Source organism: Mesorhizobium sp. B2-7-1 (assembly GCF_006440735.1).
Lineage (GTDB): Bacteria > Pseudomonadota > Alphaproteobacteria > Rhizobiales > Rhizobiaceae > Mesorhizobium.
Genome location: NZ_VFUA01000048.1, coordinates 28,438 through 45,514 on the forward strand (window position 1 = coordinate 28,438; position 17,077 = coordinate 45,514).

Sequence of the window (17,077 nt, forward strand, 5' to 3'; positions counted from 1 at the left end):
TATCGATCCGCACGTGTAACACTGCGTGAAGACTCAAACGGGCGGGACCATGGCAGGTACTCAGACCTCGTCGGTAACAGATGAGATAACCAACATCCTCGGCCGCGAGATTCTTGGCGGGTTGTTTCCCCCCGGCGCGACTTTGCTCGGCGAGGAGGAGATATGCGCCCGCTTCGGCGCCAGCCGCAGTGCCGCCCGCGAAGCGGTGAAGATCCTGTCGGCCAAGGGCCTGCTGCTGACCCGCCCGCGGCGCGGCTCGCGCATCCGCCCGCTGAAGGACTGGAACTTCCTCGACCCGTCGGTGCTGGGATGGCTGCGCGAGAGCGCGACGCCACGCCATTTCATCACCGAGCTTCTGGAGGTGCGTCTGGCCTTCGAATGCGAGGCGGCAGCGCTTGCCGCGGGCCGCAACAATCCCGAGGATATCGCCGCCATCCGCGAGGCCTTCGAGGCGATGCGCGCCGCATCCTCCGGCCAGGGCGATCCGGTGTCGTCGGATGCAGCCTTCCATGAAGCCGTGCTTGCCGCCACCGGCAACCGGTTCTTCCTGCCGCTCTCGGCGCTGATCCACACCGCGTTGCAATACAGTGTGCCGACCACCAACGCGCTGTTCGGTCACCCGGTCGGCGACCTCGAGGCGCATGGCAAGGTGCTGAAGGCGATCGAGGCCGGCGACGCCGCCAGGGCGCGCAAGGCCATGCACGATATGCTGAGCGAGGTGCTCGCCCGCGTGCGGACAGCCGTCGAGTTGACCGGGGCTAGCTGAACCTGCCTTAAGCCGCGAGCCACACGTCGGTGAAGTCTAATTCGTAGGTCGGATGCGCGTGGCGGTTCATCACCTGCTTGGCCGAGTGGCAATAGAGCTTCATCCAGTAAGGCTGGATGATCACGCCGGACTGCTGCAGGATCGTCTCGACATCCTTCATCACCGCCTTGCGCTTCTCGACATCGGCGGTCTTCAGCGCCTCGTCGAGCTTGGCGTCGAATTCCTTCGAGGCGAAGCCGCTCTCGTTCCACGCCTCGCCCGAGCGGTAGGCGAGCGCCAGCACCTGGACGCCCAGCGGCCGCATCGCCCAGTTGGTGGTCGAATAGGGAAACTTCGCCCAGCCATTCCAGTAGGTCGAGGCAGGCAGCACGGTGCGCTTCACCTTGAAGCCGGCTTCGCGCAGCTGCGAGGCGATCGCGTCGGCGGTGTTCTTGCGGTAGTCGTCATCGATCGAGAACAACTCGTGCTCGTAGTCCATCTGCCCGGCCTCGCTCATCAGGCGCTTGGCCTCGTCGAGGTCGCGCTTGATCGGCGGCAGTTCGGCATAGTCGGGATGGATGCGGCAGACATGGTGGTTTTCCGCCACCTCGCCGGCGCCGGCGAGGCCGAGCTTCAGCACCACCGAATTGTCGACGGCAAGCTGCAATGCGCGCCGCACGCGCTCGTCCGTATAGGGCGCGGTCGTCGCATTGGCGCGGGCGACCACGGTCGAGGCCGACAGGATCTCGCTTTTGGTCAGGCCCATGCCGTCGAACACCGCGATGAAGTCACCATTGCTGTCGAGATTGGTGTGGACCTCGCCGGCCTCGAAAGCGCTGACCAGCGCGTTCGGATCGACGCCGTAGTCGATCATCTCGATGCCGTCGAGCAGCGCTTCGCCGCCCCACCATTTGCCGTTGGCGCGGCGCTTGAACACGGCCCGCTGGCCGACATCAAGCGACACCAATTCGAAGGCGCCGGTGCCGATCGGATGCTTGGCGAGATCGCCGCCGCCGGCGTCGAAATCGCGATGCACGAGGAGCGCCGGATAGTCGGCGAGATTGGGGATCACGGTGACGTCCGGCGCCGAAAGGTTGAGCACGACCGTATGGTCGTCGACCTTCTCGATCGCGCCGGCGCGCAGCTTGCCGCTGTCGCCCTCGGTGAGGCCGGCGAAGCGCCGCGCCATCGAGTTGCCGGCGGCCGCTGTATCGCACCAGCGGGTGAAGTTGAAGATCACGTCGTCGGCGCCGAAGGCATCGCCATTGTTCCAGGTTGCGTCCTTGCGCAGATGCAGCGTGTAGCGGGTGGCGTCGTCATTCACCTCCCAGCGCTCGGCAAGCATCGGCTTGAAGGTGAAGGTTTCGGTGTAGCGCACCAGCGGCTCGAGGAACTGCCGGCCGATATTGCCGAGATCGGAGGAATCGAACGTGCGCGGGTCCTTCAGCCCCGGCACCAGCATGGCCACTTTCAGCACGCCGCCGCGCTTCGGCTCGTCGGCTCGCGCCTCGGTCGGCGCGGCAAGGCCGGCGATGGCGTAAGCCACAGCGGTGGAGGCGCCGAGCGCGCTCGCCACGGCAAGGAACTCGCGACGATCGACCCTGCCTCGCCTCACGGCCGCCTCCCATCCGCCGAGGATGGAAGGCAGCTTGCGCATGTCTGTGCTCATTGTTCGTCCCCCTTGTTGGTTGATCAGGATCAGGCGGCCGCCGGTCGCCTTGGCTTTCGCAGGTTCTTCACGCCGGCCATCTCGACGAAATTGGTCGCCGACTCCCAGAGATAGTCGCCATAGAGGAAGGGCGCGAAGTCGCTGAAGCCCTTGATCGGCAGCGGCGCGATCTCGGCGTCGACGCGCGGCTCGTAGAAGAAGGGGATGGAATAGCGCGCCGTCTTCGGCGCGATCACCCGGTGGCGCGTCGCCTGCACCACGCCGCCCGTCCAGCGCTCCAGCAACTGCCCGAAATTCACCGCCAGCGTGCCGTCGGCGGGCGGCACGTCGATCCATTCGCCGGCATGGCTCTTGGCCTGCAGACCTTCGACCCCGTCCTGCGCCAACAGCGTCACGAAGCCGGAATCGGCGTGCTCGCGGCCGATGACCAGCCGCCGCTCGCCCTTGTGCATGACCGAATATTCAGGCTTCGACAGGTCGACCGCGCCATCCTCGGTGCGCAGCGGATAGCGGATCAGCCTGAGCGTCGAGATGCCGCCCTGGAAATGGCCGTCGAAAATGTCGTCCTCGAGCCCGAGGCTGCGCGCGATCGAGGCCATCAGCGCCGCACCGACCTTTTCCATCGAGCGGTAGTAATGCGCTGCCGCCGCCTTCCATCCTGGAACATCGCCTTCGGCCGGCAGTGGCGTGCGTTCGAGCAGCGGATCGTCGGCCGCGAATTCGGCATCGGCATGGGCGATGTCCGGCCCCATGTCGATGCCTTCCTTGTAGGACACGGCAGTCGGTTGCAACGGGAACCAGCCACGATAGTAGTTCGATTTCGACGGATCGAAATTCCAGCGCAGCAGCTTCTGCTTTTCCGCATCCGGCAGCTCAAAAATCTTCAGGAGTTCGCCGCGCCGCTCGCGCGTCAGAAGCTCGGCGCCAGGAAAGCCGCGCGCGGTCATGAAGCCTATGCCGGAGGCAGCAGTGAAGATCTGGCGGTCGGCCTCGTCGCGGGCGAGCGAGGGCGGGCCGAACAGCGGCGCGATGTCGATGGCGGGGACGGTCTCACTCATCTTGCGATCCTTGCGATGCTTGGGAACCGGCATGCCGCAATCGAATTCGCCGACACGCACGCGTACGCCATCAGGCGCTGGCCTTGCTCGATGTCGGTAGGGATTTCTGGATTGCCTGGCATCGCGGGTCCGTTTCGTTCCGACGCCTTGCCGGTCGGAGAAAGCGGCTCGAACCCGGTGCCATGGTAAGAAGAAACGTCCAACAGGCAGGCGGCTTTGTCAAGCGCCGGCAGGCGGTTGACAGATGGCGCAGGCTCAACGACAGTCGCGCCACCCCATGGCACAGGGCTTTCAAGAAACGAGCCGCAATTCGACCGGTCGCGGCGCGACCAGCGGAGAAGCGAGATGCTCGACGAAAGCCGGACTCATCCAAGCTGCAGTGACTATTGCGGACGCCCACTGGCCCGTGCTCGTTTCACCACGAGCCGACGGTAGGCGAGGCGACCCATGTCCATCTCCGGCAAAACCGACATCGACTGGCAGGCCTTCGCCAAGGCGCTTGACGGCATCGAGACCTTCGACACCCCCTCGATCGTCAAGAAGCGTTCGCGCGATTTCTTCTGGTACAGCCCGATCCTCAGCCGCGAGCTGTCGTCCTGTTTCGGCGATCTCGTCGCGGCACCCGCAACGGTGGACGAGCTGGCGCGCTGCCTTTCAGTGGCGGCGGAGTGGCATGTGCCGGTCGTCATCCGTGGCGGCGGCACCGGCAATTACGGCCAGGCCGTGCCGATGGATGGCGGGCTGATCGTCGACATGACCGGCATCTCGCGTGTGCTGGAGATCGGCCCCGGCACTGTGCGCGCCGAAGCCGGCGCCCGCATTGGCGACATCAACGCAGCACTCGCGCGCCACGGCCGCGAATTGCCGATCGTGCCCTCGACCGAAGCCATCGCCACAATAGGCGGCTTCATCGCCGGCGGCTCCGGCGGCATCGGCTCGATCCGCCACGGCATGCTGCGCGATGGCCGCAACATCCAGGCGATCGCGGTGCTGTCGATGGAGAAAGAGCCGAAACGCCACGTCTTCACCGGCCCCGAAATCCTCGCCATCCATCATGCCTGGGGGCTGAACGGCGTCATCACAGAAGTGACGCTCGGCACTGTCGCGTCGCCGCGCTGGCGCAACATCATCGCTTCGTTCGACACTTATCGGCAGGCTTTCGAGGCTGGCATGGCGCTCGGCAACGCGCGCGCGCTGAACCTCAAGCTGCTGACCACGGTCGACGGCCGCATCGCGGCCTCGATCGCCAAGCTGGGAGAAATTGCGCGGCGAGGGCGCGACCTCGCCATCGTCATCGTCGCCGAGCCGGATGCGGCAGCGGTTCGCGATGCGCTGCGCGACCATGGCGGCACCGTCGAGATCAACCTCGATGCGGAAGGTATCGCGGCTTCCGGCCTGCCGGCGCTGTCCGAGTTCTCCTACAACCACACCACGCTGCAGGCGCTGAAACAGGACCGCACCGTCACCAACCTGCAGGTGACGTACCCCGCGCCGCTCGACAGCGCCCTGATCGACCCGCTGCAAGAAACCTTTGGCGACGAAGTGCTGATGCATCACGAATTCGCGTTGCTCGACGGCAGGCTGGTCGCCTTCGACCTGCCGATCCTGCGCTACACCACCGACATGCGCCTGGCGGAAATCACGGCCGTCTACGAGGCGCATGGCCTGGGCACCTCAAGCCCGCATGTGCCTTATGTCGAGGGCGGCAGCATGAAGCCGGATTTCAAGCATCTGGCGTGGAAGAAACGGCTCGATCCGGATGGCCTGCTCAACTCGGCGAAATCGCGCTTCTGGAACAAGGTGAAGGACTTGTCCGCCGAAGAGATCGAAGCCCTGCCGAGCCGGCGGAAGAAGGACGGCAAGTAGATTGTGCCTTCGCCTTCCGCGCCCGCCTGGACGTGGGTGGGATGCTGCTAGAACAATTCCAGGAAAAGTGTGGGCGGTTTTCCGTCCGGAATTGCGTACAAACAAAGGAATAGAGCGGTTCGCCGTTTCCGTGAAACGGTGAAACGCTCTAGTGCAGGTAGCCCAGCAGCCAGAGAATGATGATGATGGGCAACGGAATCCCGATAAGCCAAAGCAATCCGCCTCGCAGCATGACGATCTCCAAATTGTCGTTATGTGAGGCAACGCTAACGCGCGGGCTTGGTTCCAAAGCCACATCTCTTGCCTGCGCGGTTGGCGGACTTCACACCTTCGCGAGTATCCCTCCGGCAATCCTGAGGTGATTGCGGGCCAGGTCCGGCGCGGGAGCGTGCCGCTTTCGGCCACCCCCGGTCTCGCCTCTTAAGGCCTTGTGGCCATTTGTCTAAAGCGATGGACGGCATTGTCCGCCGCCTCCGATTTTCGTCCCGAAATCGCGTCTTTTCTCGGGAATTGAAGGCTATTTTTTGGTCCTAACCCATTCAATTTCTTACAGGAATTTAATGTGCGTCGGAATTGCGCGGCAAAATCCGCGAGCCTATGCTTCGGGCAAGATCGCGCCCCTATGACCTGCCTCGAGCATGTTGACGGCGCGATCGGCGACGGTTCGGCGGGCGGCTCCGCGCGGCGAACCTCCCTGATGCGGCTTGATGAAGTAGGTGACAGAAGTGGACGACGAAGTCGTCAGCCGGCGCAAGCGCCGCACCGAGCCAATGCCGCTGAGCGAGCCTCTGGCCCGCAGCGAGCACATGCTCCCCGACAGAGACGCGACCGAGGTCCGGCCGGCGGTCGCGCGCCGCTCGCGGCGCGGCTGGATCGTCGCGCTGCTTCTCGTCCTGGCGGCGGCAGGCGCCGCGTTCTGGCTGCATCCCGTTCAGGTTCAGCAGCAAGGCGGCCACCGCGGCGGCGGCCGTTTCCGCGGTGGCGATCTGGCGCAGCCGGTCGCCGTGGCGCCGGTGACGCAGGCCGATATCCCGATCGTGCTCGAGGCGCTGGGCACCGTGACGCCGCTCTCGACGGTTACGGTGCGCGCGCAGGTCAGCGGCCAGATCACCCAGATCGGCTTCACCGAAGGCCAGAATGTAAAGAAGGGCGACTTCCTCGCCCAGATCGACGACCGCACGCTGAACGCCTCGCTGCATCAGTGGCAGGGCCAATTGGAGCATGACCAGGCGCTGCTTGCCGATGCCAAGCTCGACCTCGACCGCGATTTGAAGCTCACCTCCAACGCCATCACGCAGCAGGCCGTCGACCTGCAGCGCGCCACCGTCCAGTCTGACGAGGGCACCGTCGTGTCCGACCAGGCGCAGATCGAGGCCGTGCAGGTCAACATCGCCAACAGCCATATCACGGCGCCCGCCGACGGCCGCATCGGCCTGCGCCTTATTGACCAGGGCAACTACGTCACGCCGGGCGACGCCACCGGCATTGCGGTGATTGCCGAGATGCAGCCGATCTCGGTGCTGTTCTCGCTGCCCGAGGACAGCCTGGCGCAAGTGCTGGAACAGACGCATGGCAATGCCGGGCTCAAGGCCGTTCTGTTCGACCGCAACGATACCAAACAGATCGCCGAAGGCACGCTGCAGACGATCGACAACCAGATCGATCCGACCACCGGCACGGTGAAGCTGCGCGCCGTCTTCCCCAACACCGATGGCGTGCTCTACCCCAACCAGTTCGTCAACGTGCATCTGCTTGTGCGCACCTTGACCGGGGTCAGCGTGCTGCCCAACGCCGCTATCCAGCACGGCGCGCCAGGCACCTTCGTCTATCAGCTCAACGACGACAGCACCGTCTCGGTGAAGACCGTTGCGCTCGGCCCGGGCAGCGCCACCGTCACGCAGTTGCTCTCCGGTCTGGCGCCTGGCGCCAAGGTCGTGGTCGACGGGGTCGATAGGCTGAAGGACGGCGCCAAGGTCACCGTGCCCGACAATAGCGCCGCGCCAGCTTCGGGGACAGTGCCGGCCGCCGGCGCCGCGCCCGCGCAGCCGCAAGCGGTTGGGACAGGCAGCCCGGCTGCCGGCACGCCGCCGGCCAACTCCGGCAACACGCACGCTGCCAGTTCGGGCAACGCTTCCGCAGCCTCCACCGGCCAAGGCGGCCAGGCGGGCGAGGGCACGGACGCATCGGGCGATGCTGCCGGCCGCAAGCATCACCGCCACCATCGCCGCGACGGCGGCGGCAATGCCGGCGCTGGCGACAATGGCGGCGACAGCGGCGCAAGCCAATGAACACGCCGAGCGGCCTGGTTTCCGGCTGGCTGAATCCGTCGCGGCCGTTCATCCTGCGGCCGGTGGCGACCACGCTGATCATGGCCACCATCCTGATCGTCGGCATGATCGCCTATCTGTTCCTGCCGCTCTCGGCTTTGCCTGAGGTCGACTACCCGACGATCCAGGTGCAGACCTTCTATCCCGGCGCCAGCCCGGAGGTGATGACCACTTCGGTGACCGCGCCGCTCGAGCGGCAGTTCGGTCAGATGCCGGGACTGGAGCAGATGTCGTCGGGCTCCTCCGCCGGCGCCTCGGTGATCACGCTGCGCTTCAGCCTCGACCTCAGCCTCGACATCGCCGAGCAGGAGGTGCAGGCGGCGATCAACGCATCGGGCAATCTTTTGCCTGCCGACCTGCCGGCGCCGCCGATCTACGCCAAGGTCAACCCGGCCGACGCACCGATCCTGACCTTGGCGATCACCTCCAAGACGCTGCCACTGACGCAGGTCGAGAACTATGCCGAGACGCGGCTGGCGCAGAAGATCTCGCAGCTTCCGGGCGTCGGCCTGGTCTCGATCTCCGGCGGCGAGCGGCCGGCCGTGCGCGTGCAGGTCAAGCTCAAGGCGCTGGCCGGCATGGGCCTCAACATCGACGACCTGCGCACCACCATCGGCACCCTCAACGTTAACACGCCCAAGGGCAGCTTCGACGGGCCGGCGCGCTCCTACACCATCAACGCCAACGACCAGGTCGCCGATCCCAAGACCTATGCCGACATGGTGATCGCCTATCGCAACGGCGCGCCGGTGCGGCTGGGCGAGGTGGCCGACATCATCGAAGGGCCCGAGAACTCCAGGCTCGGCGCCTGGGAAAACCGCACGCCGGCGATCATCCTCAACATCCAGCGCCAGCCGGGCGCCAACGTCATCCGCGTCGTAGATGGCGTGAAGGCGCTGCTGCCGCAGTTGCGCGCCGGCCTGCCGGCGGCACTCTCCGTCGAGCCGCTGACCGACCGCACCACCACCATCCGCGCCTCGGTCGACGACGTCGAGTTCGAGCTGGCGATGGCCGCGCTGCTGGTCGTGCTCGTCACCTTCCTGTTCCTGCGCAACATCCCGGCGACGATCATCCCGAGCCTCTCGGTGCCGCTGTCCCTGGTCGGCACTTTCGCGGTCATGTATCTGTGGGGCTTCAGCCTCGACAATCTGTCGCTGATGGCGCTGACGATCGCTTCCGGCTTCGTCATCGACGACGCCATCGTCATGATCGAGAACATCTCGCGCTTCATCGAGCATGGCGACGACCCGGTGACCGCCGCGCTCGAAGGCTCGGCCCAGATCGGTTTCACCATCATCTCGCTCACCGTCTCGCTGATCGCGGTGCTGATCCCGCTTCTGTTCATGGGCGACGTGGTCGGCCGCCTGTTCCACGAATTCGCCATCACCTTGGCCATTGCCATCGTCATCTCGGCCATCGTCTCGCTGACCCTGGTGCCGATGATGTGCGCAAGGCTGTTGAAGCCACCGGCCGAGCGCCGGCCGGGCGCGCTGGCGCGCTGGAGCGAAGGCGCCTTCGATGCGATCGCCAACGGTTACGCCGCCGCGCTGCGCTGGGTGCTCGACCGCCAGGCGCTGACCCTGCTGGTGGCGGTCGCGACGCTCGCGCTAACCGTCTATCTCTACATCGCCATCCCGAAAGGCTTCTTCCCGGTGCAGGATACCGGCGCCATCTCGGCGATCACGCAAGCGGCGGGCTCGGCCTCCTATGCCGACATGGCGGCGCATCAGCAGGCGCTGGCCGACGCGATCCTGAAGGATCCGGACGTGGCGAGCCTGTCGTCCTTCATCGGCGTCGACGGCCAGAACATGACCGCCAACAGCGGCCATATGCTGATCAACCTGAAGCCGCGCGACGAGCGCCAGGCCGACGCCAGCGCCATCATCAGGCGGCTGACGCAGGAGACCGCCCAAGTCACCGGGATCTCGCTGCACATGCAGCCGGTGCAGGACCTGACGGTCGATTCCATCATCAGCGCTTCGCAATACCAGTATGTGCTGCAGGATTCCGATCCGATCGAGCTCGCGGCGTGGACGACCAGGCTCACCGACAGGCTCTCGGCGCTGCCCGAGCTTGCCGATGTCGCGAGCGACAGTCAGCAGAGCGGGCTTGCCGTCGACGTCACCATCGACCGGGCTACCGCCGCGCGCTTCGGCATCACGCCGGCGACCGTCGACAACGCGCTCTACGACGCCTTCGGCCAGCGCATCATCTCGACCATCTTCACCCAGTCGAACGAATACCGCGTCATCCTGGAAGCCGATCCTTCGGTCGGCCAGACGCCAGCCTCACTGGGCTCGATCTATCTGCCGTCCTCGGGCTCCGGCCAGGTGCCGCTGTCGGCGATCGCCAGCATCAATGTCCGCCAGGCGCCGTTGCTGGTGAACCACCTTGCGCAGTTCCCGGCCGCGACCATCTCCTTCAACCTAGCCCCCGGCGTCTCGCTCGGCGACGCCACGGCGGCGATCACCTCCGCCGAAAAGGACATGCAGCCGCCGGCCGGCCTGACGACCGGTTTCCAGGGCGCGGCCCTTGCGCTGCAGAGCTCGCTGTCCAATGAATTGCTTCTGGTGCTGGCCGCCGTCGCCACCGTCTATGTCGTGCTTGGCGTGCTCTATGAAAGCTTCATCCATCCGCTGACCATCCTGTCGACGCTGCCATCCGCGACAGTCGGCGCGCTGGTCGCGCTGATGCTCGCCGGCCATGACCTCGACGTCATCGGCATCATCGGCATCGTGCTGCTCGTCGGCATCGTCAAGAAGAACGCCATCATGATGATCGACTTTGCCTTGCAGGCCGAGCGGCTGCAGGGGCTCGATCCGCGCGAGGCGATCTACGAGGCGTGCCTGCTGAGGCTCCGCCCGATCCTGATGACGACCTTTGCAGCGTTGTTCGGCGCGCTGCCGCTGCTGGTCGGCGGCCTGGCCGGCTCCGAGCTGCACCAGCCGCTCGGCATCACCATCGTCGGCGGGCTGATCGTCAGCCAGGTGCTGACGCTGTTCACCACGCCGGTCATCTACCTTGCCTTCGACCGGCTGACGCGGCGCGGCGCCGGCGTCGCCGAAGCGTCTGCCGGCGGGTCCGTGCCGTGAACCTCTCGGCGCCGTTCATCGCGCGGCCGGTCGCCACCACGCTGCTCGCGATCGGCCTCGCCGCCGCCGGCCTGATCGCCTATTTCAATTTGCCTGTGGCACCTCTGCCCAAGGTCGACTTCCCCACCATCTCGGTGCAGGCCTCGATGGCGGGCGCGAGCCCCGACACGATGTCGACCGATGTCGCCGCTCCGCTCGAGCGCCATCTCGGCCAGATCGCCGGCGTGTCCGAGATGACCTCGCGCTCGGGCACCGGCTCGACCAATGTCGTGCTGCAATTCGACCTCGATCGCGACATCAACGGCGCCGCGCGGGATGTCCAGGCCGCGATCAACGCCGCCCGAGCCGACCTGCCGTCGGACCTGCGCAGCAACCCGACCTATCGCAAATACAACCCCGCCGACTCCCCGGTGATGATCCTGGCGCTGACCTCGCGTACGCTTACCCCCGGCCAGCTCTACGATGCCGCCGCGACCGTGCTGCAGCAGCGCCTGTCGCAGGTCGAGGGCATCGGCAATGTCGACCTCGGCGGCTCATCGCTGCCGGCGGTGCGCGTCGAGCTCAATCCCGGCGCGCTGTTCCACTACGGCATCGGCCTGGAGGATGTACGGGCCGCCCTTGCCTCTGCCAATGCGCGCAGCCCCAAGGGTTTCGAGGAAGACGGCGCGCTGCGCTACCAGCTCTACACCAACGACCAGGCGAGCCACGCCGCCGATTTCCGCGACTTGGTGATTGCCTGGCGCAACAATGCGGCGGTCAGGCTGCGCGACATCGCCGATGTCGAGGATTCCGTCGAGGACGTGCGCAATCTCGGCCTCGCCAATGGCGAGCCGGCGGTGCTTCTGGTGCTCTACCGCGAGCCCAACGCCAACATCATCGAGACCGTCGACCGCGTCCGTGGGCTGATCCCGACACTGCAGGCCTCGGTGCCGGCCGATGCGCGGCTCAGCATTGCGACCGACGGCTCGACCACCATTCGCGGCTCGCTGCACGACACCGAGCTGACGCTGGTGCTGGCGGTGCTTCTGGTGATCCTCGTCGTGTTCTGCTTCCTGCGCGACTGGCGCGCGGCGCTGATCCCGAGCGTCGCGCTGGTCGTCTCGATCCTCGGCACCTTCGGCGCGATGTATCTGCTCGGCTTCACGCTCGACAATCTGTCGCTGATGGCCCTCACCATCGCCACCGGCTTCGTCGTCGACGACGCCATCGTGGTGCTCGAAAACATCACGCGCCACATCGAGGACGGCACGCCGCGCGGCAGGGCGGCGTTGGTCGGCGCCAAGGAAGTCGGCTTCACGGTGCTGTCGATGAGCGCCTCGCTGGTCGCCGTCTTCCTGCCGATCCTGTTGATGGGCGGCATACTCGGCCGCCTGTTCCAGGAATTCGCACTGACGCTCTCGCTGTCGATCGCCATTTCGCTGGTGCTGTCGCTGACCGTGACGCCGATGATGTGCGCGCATTTCCTGCACCCGGGCGCGAGCCCATCGGCCAGACGCTCGGTCCTTGCCCGCTTCGGCGAAGGCGTCTTCGAACGCGTCCGCGCCTTCTACGGCCGCTCGCTCGCCTGGTCGCTCGACAATGCCGAAATCATGCTGGTGGTGCTTTTCGCGGCGATCGTTTTCAACGTCTATCTCTATACGGTGGTGCCGAAAGGCTTCTTCCCGCAGCAGGACACCGGCGAGCTGATGGGCGGCTTGCGCGCCGACCAGGCCATCTCCTTCCAGCTGATGCGGCAGAAATTCGAGCAGCTGGAGCAGATCCTGAAGAGCGACCCGGCGGTCGAGAACGTGGTCGGCTTTATCGGCGGGCGGCAGACCAATTCCGGCTTCGTTCAGGTCGCCCTGAAGCCGAAGGGCGAGCGGGCGCCGCTGCAAGAGGTGCTGACGCGGCTGCGCGCGCAGCTTGGGCAATTGCCCGGCGCGCAGCTCTTCCTCAATCCGCGCCAGGAGATCAGGGTCGGCGGCCGCCAGAGCCTTGCGACCTACCAGTACACGCTGCAGGCCGACACCACCGCCGATCTCGACCAATGGACGCCGAAGCTGGTCGATCTCCTGAAGCAGGCGCCCGAGCTCACCGACGTCAATTCCGACCGCGACGAGGCCGGGCTCGAAACCAACATCACGGTCGATCGCGAAAGTGCGGCCAGGCTTGGCCTGACCCCGGCCAGCATCGACGCCACGCTTTACGACGCCTTCGGCCAGCGCCAGGTGTCGACCATCTTCAACGCCCGCAACCAGTACCATGTCGTCATGGAGGTGGCGCCGCGCTACCTGCAGGACCCGAGCGCCTTGAACGGCATCTATATCAGCACCTCCGGTGCCATGGCCAGCGGCACGCAGCAGACCAACGCGCTCGCCGGCAGCCTGACGGGCTCGCTGCAGAACCAGGCGACCAACGCCATCGCCGTCACCGGTCATGGCAGCGCGTCGAGCGGTGCGGCGGTCAGCACCTCGGCCGAGAAGATGGTGCCCTTGGCCGCCTTCAGCACCTATGGACCGGCGACGATGCCGCTCTCGGTCAACCACCAGGGCCATTTCGTCGCCACGACCATCTCGTTCAACCTCGCCGATGGCGCGACGCTCGGCGACGCCTCGGCCGCGATCGACCGCGCCATGGCCGAGCTCAAGATGCCGGTCACGATCCACGGCTCCTTGGCCGGCACCGCACTCGCCTTCCGCGCCAATCTGCTCAACGAGTTGCTTTTGATCGCAGCCGCGCTTGCCACGATCTATGTCGTGCTCGGCGTGCTCTATGAGAGCTATGTGCACCCGATCACCATCCTGTCGACGCTGCCTTCGGCGGGCATCGGCGCGCTGCTCGCGCTCATCGTCACCGGCATGGAGTTCGACGTGATCTCGCTGATCGGCATCATCCTGTTGATCGGCATCGTCAAGAAGAACGCCATCATGATGATCGACATGGCGCTGCAGGCCGAACGCCAGGAAGGGCTCTCGTCCCGCGCGGCCATCCACAAGGCGAGCGTCCAGCGCTTCCGGCCGATCATGATGACGACCTTCGCGGCGCTGCTCGGCGCGTTGCCGCTGGCGATCGAGACCGGCACCGGCGCGGAATTGCGCCAGCCGCTCGGCGCGGCGATCGTCGGCGGCCTCATCGTCTCGCAACTGCTGACGCTCTACACCACGCCGGTCGTCTATCTTTATCTCGATCGGCTCAGCGCGCGCAGACCCTTGCCGAGGCTCGCTCCAGCGGAGTAATCCCGATCACGCGCCGGTAATACGCTGGTGCACGCGGCCGAGGATCTCGGCAAAAGCCTCGAACGTGCCGTGTTCCGTCAACTCGCGCAGAACCTGTTCGTTGATGCCGCCGCGCGTCGCATACTCCCGCGAAAGATGCATGAAGTCTTCGTCCGGCGCCGTATCCGGAGCGTTGGCCAGCGCCTTGTAGATGCTGGTGATATAAGCGCGGCTCTTGTCTCCAGCCACACCCTGGCTACGCACCCAGGTGTGGATCGTGTCGAGATACCTGAAATAGCTGGCGTAGTTCGCGGTGACGACGCTGAGCGCGTCGAACTCGGCCTGGTCCTCGACCTCGATCACACCGCTCAGCCTGCCGAAGAACGCCGCCATTATCGGGTCCGGTGGGCAGATGATCGTCGCGCCCTGCAGGCGGGCGATCATCGGCATCGGCAGCGCCTTGCAGACATGCGCCGCCGGCGCCACGAGGCCCGCGATCTCCTCGCGCGATATCGTGGCGATCAGGCTGACGACGTGATGGTCCTGCCGGAACCGCAGTTCCTTCACCACCTCGCGCGCGATCTGCGGCCGCACCGCCAGCATGACGGTGTCGCACTGGTCGAGCACGGCTTGGTTGTCGGCGGCGATGCGCACGTCCGGGTGGCGCGCGGCAAGCTCGGCGGCGATCGTCTCGTTGCGCGGCGAGACCACCACCGGCGTCGTCTCGCCCGGCAGCGACTTCAACCCGGTGACGATGGCCGAGCTCAATGTGCCCGTGCCGACAAAGCCAAGTCTCATGGAAGTTTTCGCCCCTGTTTCGATGGCCGCCGACAATAGCGCCGGTTCCGTTGTCGGCAAGGGGAGGGCGGTCTCTGGCTCCGGCCTGCGGCTCGAAGGCCGGCCATGCCGTTACGCGCAATTAAGGTCGAACCGGTACGTTACACACCGTCCGATGAGGGAATATGGCCATGGGCCAGCGCGCGTTCATTACCCTGATCATCCTGCTGGCGGTGCTTGTGGCGCTGTCGGCGACACCTTTCCCGGGCGCGATGATCGGCTTCCTGTTCGGCATCGCCATCGCCTTCTTCGTCGCCGGGCCGGTCATGCTGATCGGCAAGGTGCTTGAGAATAACGGCATGGCGATATCCGGTCAGACGGCTCTGTGGATGCTGGGCGGATTCTATGCCCTGTTCGTCCTCTTTGCGGTGCTCCAGATCTGGCGGCGTCTCCAAAGCGGCGAGGCCGATCAGGCACGATCCGTAGGGCTGCGGCTGGCGCTGCTTGTGGCGCTGCCTTCGATGGCCTGGCTGTCGCTGAACGCGATGCAGGACGCCTGGCCGTGAGCCAGCGCGCTTTTATCGCTTCGCTCATCTTTTTGGCGGTGCTTGTCGCGCTGTCGGCGACGTCGTTTCCGGGCGTCCTGATTGCCTTTGCCGCCTGGCTGGTGGCAGGTCTCGCCGCTGCGGTGCCGATGATCCTGATTGGCGGCGTGCTGAAGCTGGCAGGCGTTCCAGCGACCGATACGGCCCTCTATTGGATACTGGGCGCCGTCTATGTGCTGCTTGTCCCTGCCGCGGGATTTCGGGTGTGGCGACAGGTGCAACGGCAAAATGCCGGCAAGGCCAGAAGGGCCGGACTGGACTTGGCGCTGCTGGTCGCCGTGCCGTTGATCGTATGGATTTCGATGCAGCAACGCTGGCCGGTGTGAGGCTGCCGCGGGCACGACAGCCCCGATCATCCGACGTTCAGCGCTTCGGCCCAAAACCCGGATAGGGGTTGAGCGGCACGAGCGCCGCGATGTCCATCATGCCGGCTTCGATCAGCGGCAGCGTGGCAAGGTGGCCGCGCACTTCGGCGTCGTCGACCGCCTCGAACATCATGCCGGTGCCAGGAACGTCGCCGCGGTTCCATATCTGGCGCACGGCGCCTTGCGCGTAGAGCGTCCTGCGCTGTTCGGATTCGGGCGGCAGCAGCGGCGCGAAATCGGCGTCGCTGAATTTTTGAGTATTGCGGGTGAGCAGGGCAAAGAACTGCATGGCGGTCTCCTTTGTGGCCGGTTGATGCCCGGAGATATCGCGCTGGCTGGTCAGACTGTCCAAGACTGCTTAGGCTATAGTTGAGATCGGAAAGGTCTTAATTGTTGGAGGCTAAAAATGCTCGACCTGCGCCAGGTAAGATATTTCGTCGCCGTCGCCGAGGCTGGCAATGTCGGCCGCGCGGCCGAGCAATTGCACATCTCGCAGTCGCCCTTGAGCCGGCAGATCATCCAGCTCGAGGAGCAACTCGGCGTCGCGTTGTTCGAGCGGGCGAAGCAGCGCGTCCACCTCAATGCCGAGGGCAGGGCCTTCCTTGCCGAGGCCCGTGCCTTGCTTGCCAATGCGGCGCGGCTGGAAGAGCTCGGCCGCAACCTCGCCAGCGGCGCCGCCGGCAGCCTCGCCATCGGCTATGTCGAAGGCGCGGTGCATTCGGGACTGGTCGCGGACATGCTGAGGGATTTCCGCCGCGCGCGGCCGGATTTCCATCTGCAACTGCGCAGCCGGCGGACGGCCGCGCAGTTCGAGGATCTGCGGCAGCGCATCCTCGACCTTGGTTTCGTCTATTCGCCCGCACCGGAAGGCGACTCCGATCTTGAAAGCATGCTGGTGCGGCGCGAGCCGCTGGTTCTGGCAATGCCGCAGGGCGATCCGCTGGCTGGTGTCGCCGACATCCAACCCGGTCAGCTCGACGGTCGCGTCTGGATCACCGTCGTGCGTCAGCCCGGCGACACCAATCGCGCGCAGTTCCTGGCGGCCTGCGCCGAATCCGGCTTCATGCCCGACATCGCCTATGAGACCGCCGATCCGTTGACCTCGCTCGGCCTGGTCAGCGCCGGTCTCGGTCTGGCGACGGTTCAGGAAAGCTTGCGAAGCGCCGCTCCCGCGGGCGTTGTCTTCCGCGACCTGCCTTGGTTCAAACGCAGCGTGTCGGTCCACCTCGCCTGGCGGCGGAATGACCGGCGGGCGGTGGTTGGGGATTTGAGGAGGGCAGTAGGCAGTAGGCAGTAGGGCTGTGGAGTGCACCCCAAAACTGAGACAAGGATATAAGGGACAGTCCTGAGAGAGGGACTGATGCCTCAAAGACGGAAAT

Annotated in this window: 12 protein-coding genes; 8 read left to right on the plus strand and 4 right to left on the minus strand. The window is 65.7% G+C overall.

Going from position 1 to position 17,077, the window contains the following annotated elements; genetic code table 11:
• The first annotated feature begins 49 nt into the window (after positions 1-49).
• Entirely contained in the window at positions 50-766 is a 717-nt protein-coding gene (locus FJ471_RS18690; RefSeq protein ID WP_140805612.1) for a FadR/GntR family transcriptional regulator, read from the plus strand.
• A 7-nt stretch (positions 767-773) separates the two neighbouring features.
• On the opposite strand, the gene FJ471_RS18695 is transcribed toward FJ471_RS18690, so the two are convergent.
• Together FJ471_RS18695 and FJ471_RS18700 are read right to left on the minus strand one after the other, a co-directional pair.
• Entirely contained in the window at positions 774-2,414 is a 1,641-nt protein-coding gene (locus FJ471_RS18695) for an ABC transporter substrate-binding protein (protein WP_140805614.1), read from the minus strand.
• 29 nt (positions 2,415-2,443) lie between these two features.
• Positions 2,444-3,472: a 2OG-Fe(II) oxygenase family protein gene (locus tag FJ471_RS18700; protein ID WP_140805616.1), complete on the minus strand. Its 1,029-nt coding sequence runs from the start codon at positions 3,470-3,472 to the stop codon at positions 2,444-2,446.
• Positions 3,473-3,919: 447 nt separating this feature from the next.
• Here FJ471_RS18700 and FJ471_RS18705 point away from each other — a divergent pair, with 447 nt between their 5' ends.
• The 4 genes from FJ471_RS18705 to FJ471_RS18720 all read left to right on the plus strand — a co-directional run bounded on the left by FJ471_RS18705 (position 3,920) and on the right by FJ471_RS18720 (position 13,972).
• Positions 3,920-5,338, plus strand: a complete 1,419-nt coding sequence (locus FJ471_RS18705) for an FAD-binding oxidoreductase (protein ID WP_140805618.1) — start codon at positions 3,920-3,922, stop codon at positions 5,336-5,338.
• A gap of 725 nt (positions 5,339-6,063) precedes the next feature.
• A complete protein-coding gene (locus tag FJ471_RS18710) occupies positions 6,064-7,626 on the plus strand; it encodes an efflux RND transporter periplasmic adaptor subunit (RefSeq protein ID WP_246684760.1) in 1,563 nt (520 codons plus the stop codon).
• 29 nt (positions 7,627-7,655) lie between these two features.
• Positions 7,656-10,757 (plus strand): multidrug efflux RND transporter permease subunit, encoded by a 3,102-nt coding sequence (locus tag FJ471_RS18715; RefSeq protein ID WP_181179550.1) that lies wholly within the window; start codon positions 7,656-7,658, stop codon positions 10,755-10,757.
• Positions 10,754-13,972: an efflux RND transporter permease subunit gene (locus FJ471_RS18720; RefSeq protein ID WP_140805621.1), complete on the plus strand. Its 3,219-nt coding sequence runs from the start codon at positions 10,754-10,756 to the stop codon at positions 13,970-13,972. The genes FJ471_RS18715 and FJ471_RS18720 overlap by 4 nt, the downstream gene beginning before the upstream one ends.
• Before the next feature lie 6 nt (positions 13,973-13,978).
• Here the strand turns inward: FJ471_RS18720 and FJ471_RS18725 are convergent, their stop codons facing one another.
• A complete protein-coding gene (locus FJ471_RS18725; protein WP_140805623.1) occupies positions 13,979-14,749 on the minus strand; it encodes a pyrroline-5-carboxylate reductase in 771 nt (256 codons plus the stop codon).
• A gap of 170 nt (positions 14,750-14,919) precedes the next feature.
• Here FJ471_RS18725 and FJ471_RS18730 point away from each other — a divergent pair, with 170 nt between their 5' ends.
• Complete coding sequence (locus FJ471_RS18730) at positions 14,920-15,294, plus strand: hypothetical protein (RefSeq protein ID WP_140805625.1); 375 nt, start codon at positions 14,920-14,922, stop codon at positions 15,292-15,294.
• A complete protein-coding gene (locus FJ471_RS18735; RefSeq protein WP_140805627.1) occupies positions 15,291-15,659 on the plus strand; it encodes a hypothetical protein in 369 nt (122 codons plus the stop codon). Before FJ471_RS18730 ends, FJ471_RS18735 begins: the two co-directional genes overlap by 4 nt.
• Before the next feature lie 37 nt (positions 15,660-15,696).
• Here the strand turns inward: FJ471_RS18735 and FJ471_RS18740 are convergent, their stop codons facing one another.
• Positions 15,697-15,987 (minus strand): muconolactone Delta-isomerase family protein, encoded by a 291-nt coding sequence (locus FJ471_RS18740; RefSeq protein ID WP_140805629.1) that lies wholly within the window; start codon positions 15,985-15,987, stop codon positions 15,697-15,699.
• A 117-nt stretch (positions 15,988-16,104) separates the two neighbouring features.
• Between FJ471_RS18740 and FJ471_RS18745 the strand changes: the two genes are divergently transcribed.
• Positions 16,105-16,995, plus strand: a complete 891-nt coding sequence (locus tag FJ471_RS18745; RefSeq protein WP_140805631.1) for a LysR family transcriptional regulator — start codon at positions 16,105-16,107, stop codon at positions 16,993-16,995.
• Positions 16,996-17,077: the final 82 nt, after the last annotated feature.

Bases quoted from the DNA above. Each gene is read 5' to 3' on its own strand.
- FJ471_RS18690 (WP_140805612.1), top strand. From the start codon at position 50: ATGGCAGGTACTCAGACCTCGTCGGTAACAGATGAGATAACCAACATC.
- FJ471_RS18695 (WP_140805614.1), bottom strand. From the start codon at position 2,414: ATGAGCACAGACATGCGCAAGCTGCCTTCCATCCTCGGCGGATGGGAG.
- FJ471_RS18700 (WP_140805616.1), bottom strand. From the start codon at position 3,472: ATGAGTGAGACCGTCCCCGCCATCGACATCGCGCCGCTGTTCGGCCCG.
- FJ471_RS18705 (WP_140805618.1), top strand. From the start codon at position 3,920: ATGTCCATCTCCGGCAAAACCGACATCGACTGGCAGGCCTTCGCCAAG.
- FJ471_RS18725 (WP_140805623.1), bottom strand. From the start codon at position 14,749: ATGAGACTTGGCTTTGTCGGCACGGGCACATTGAGCTCGGCCATCGTC.
- FJ471_RS18730 (WP_140805625.1), top strand. From the start codon at position 14,920: ATGGGCCAGCGCGCGTTCATTACCCTGATCATCCTGCTGGCGGTGCTT.
- FJ471_RS18740 (WP_140805629.1), bottom strand. From the start codon at position 15,987: ATGCAGTTCTTTGCCCTGCTCACCCGCAATACTCAAAAATTCAGCGAC.
- FJ471_RS18745 (WP_140805631.1), top strand. From the start codon at position 16,105: ATGCTCGACCTGCGCCAGGTAAGATATTTCGTCGCCGTCGCCGAGGCT.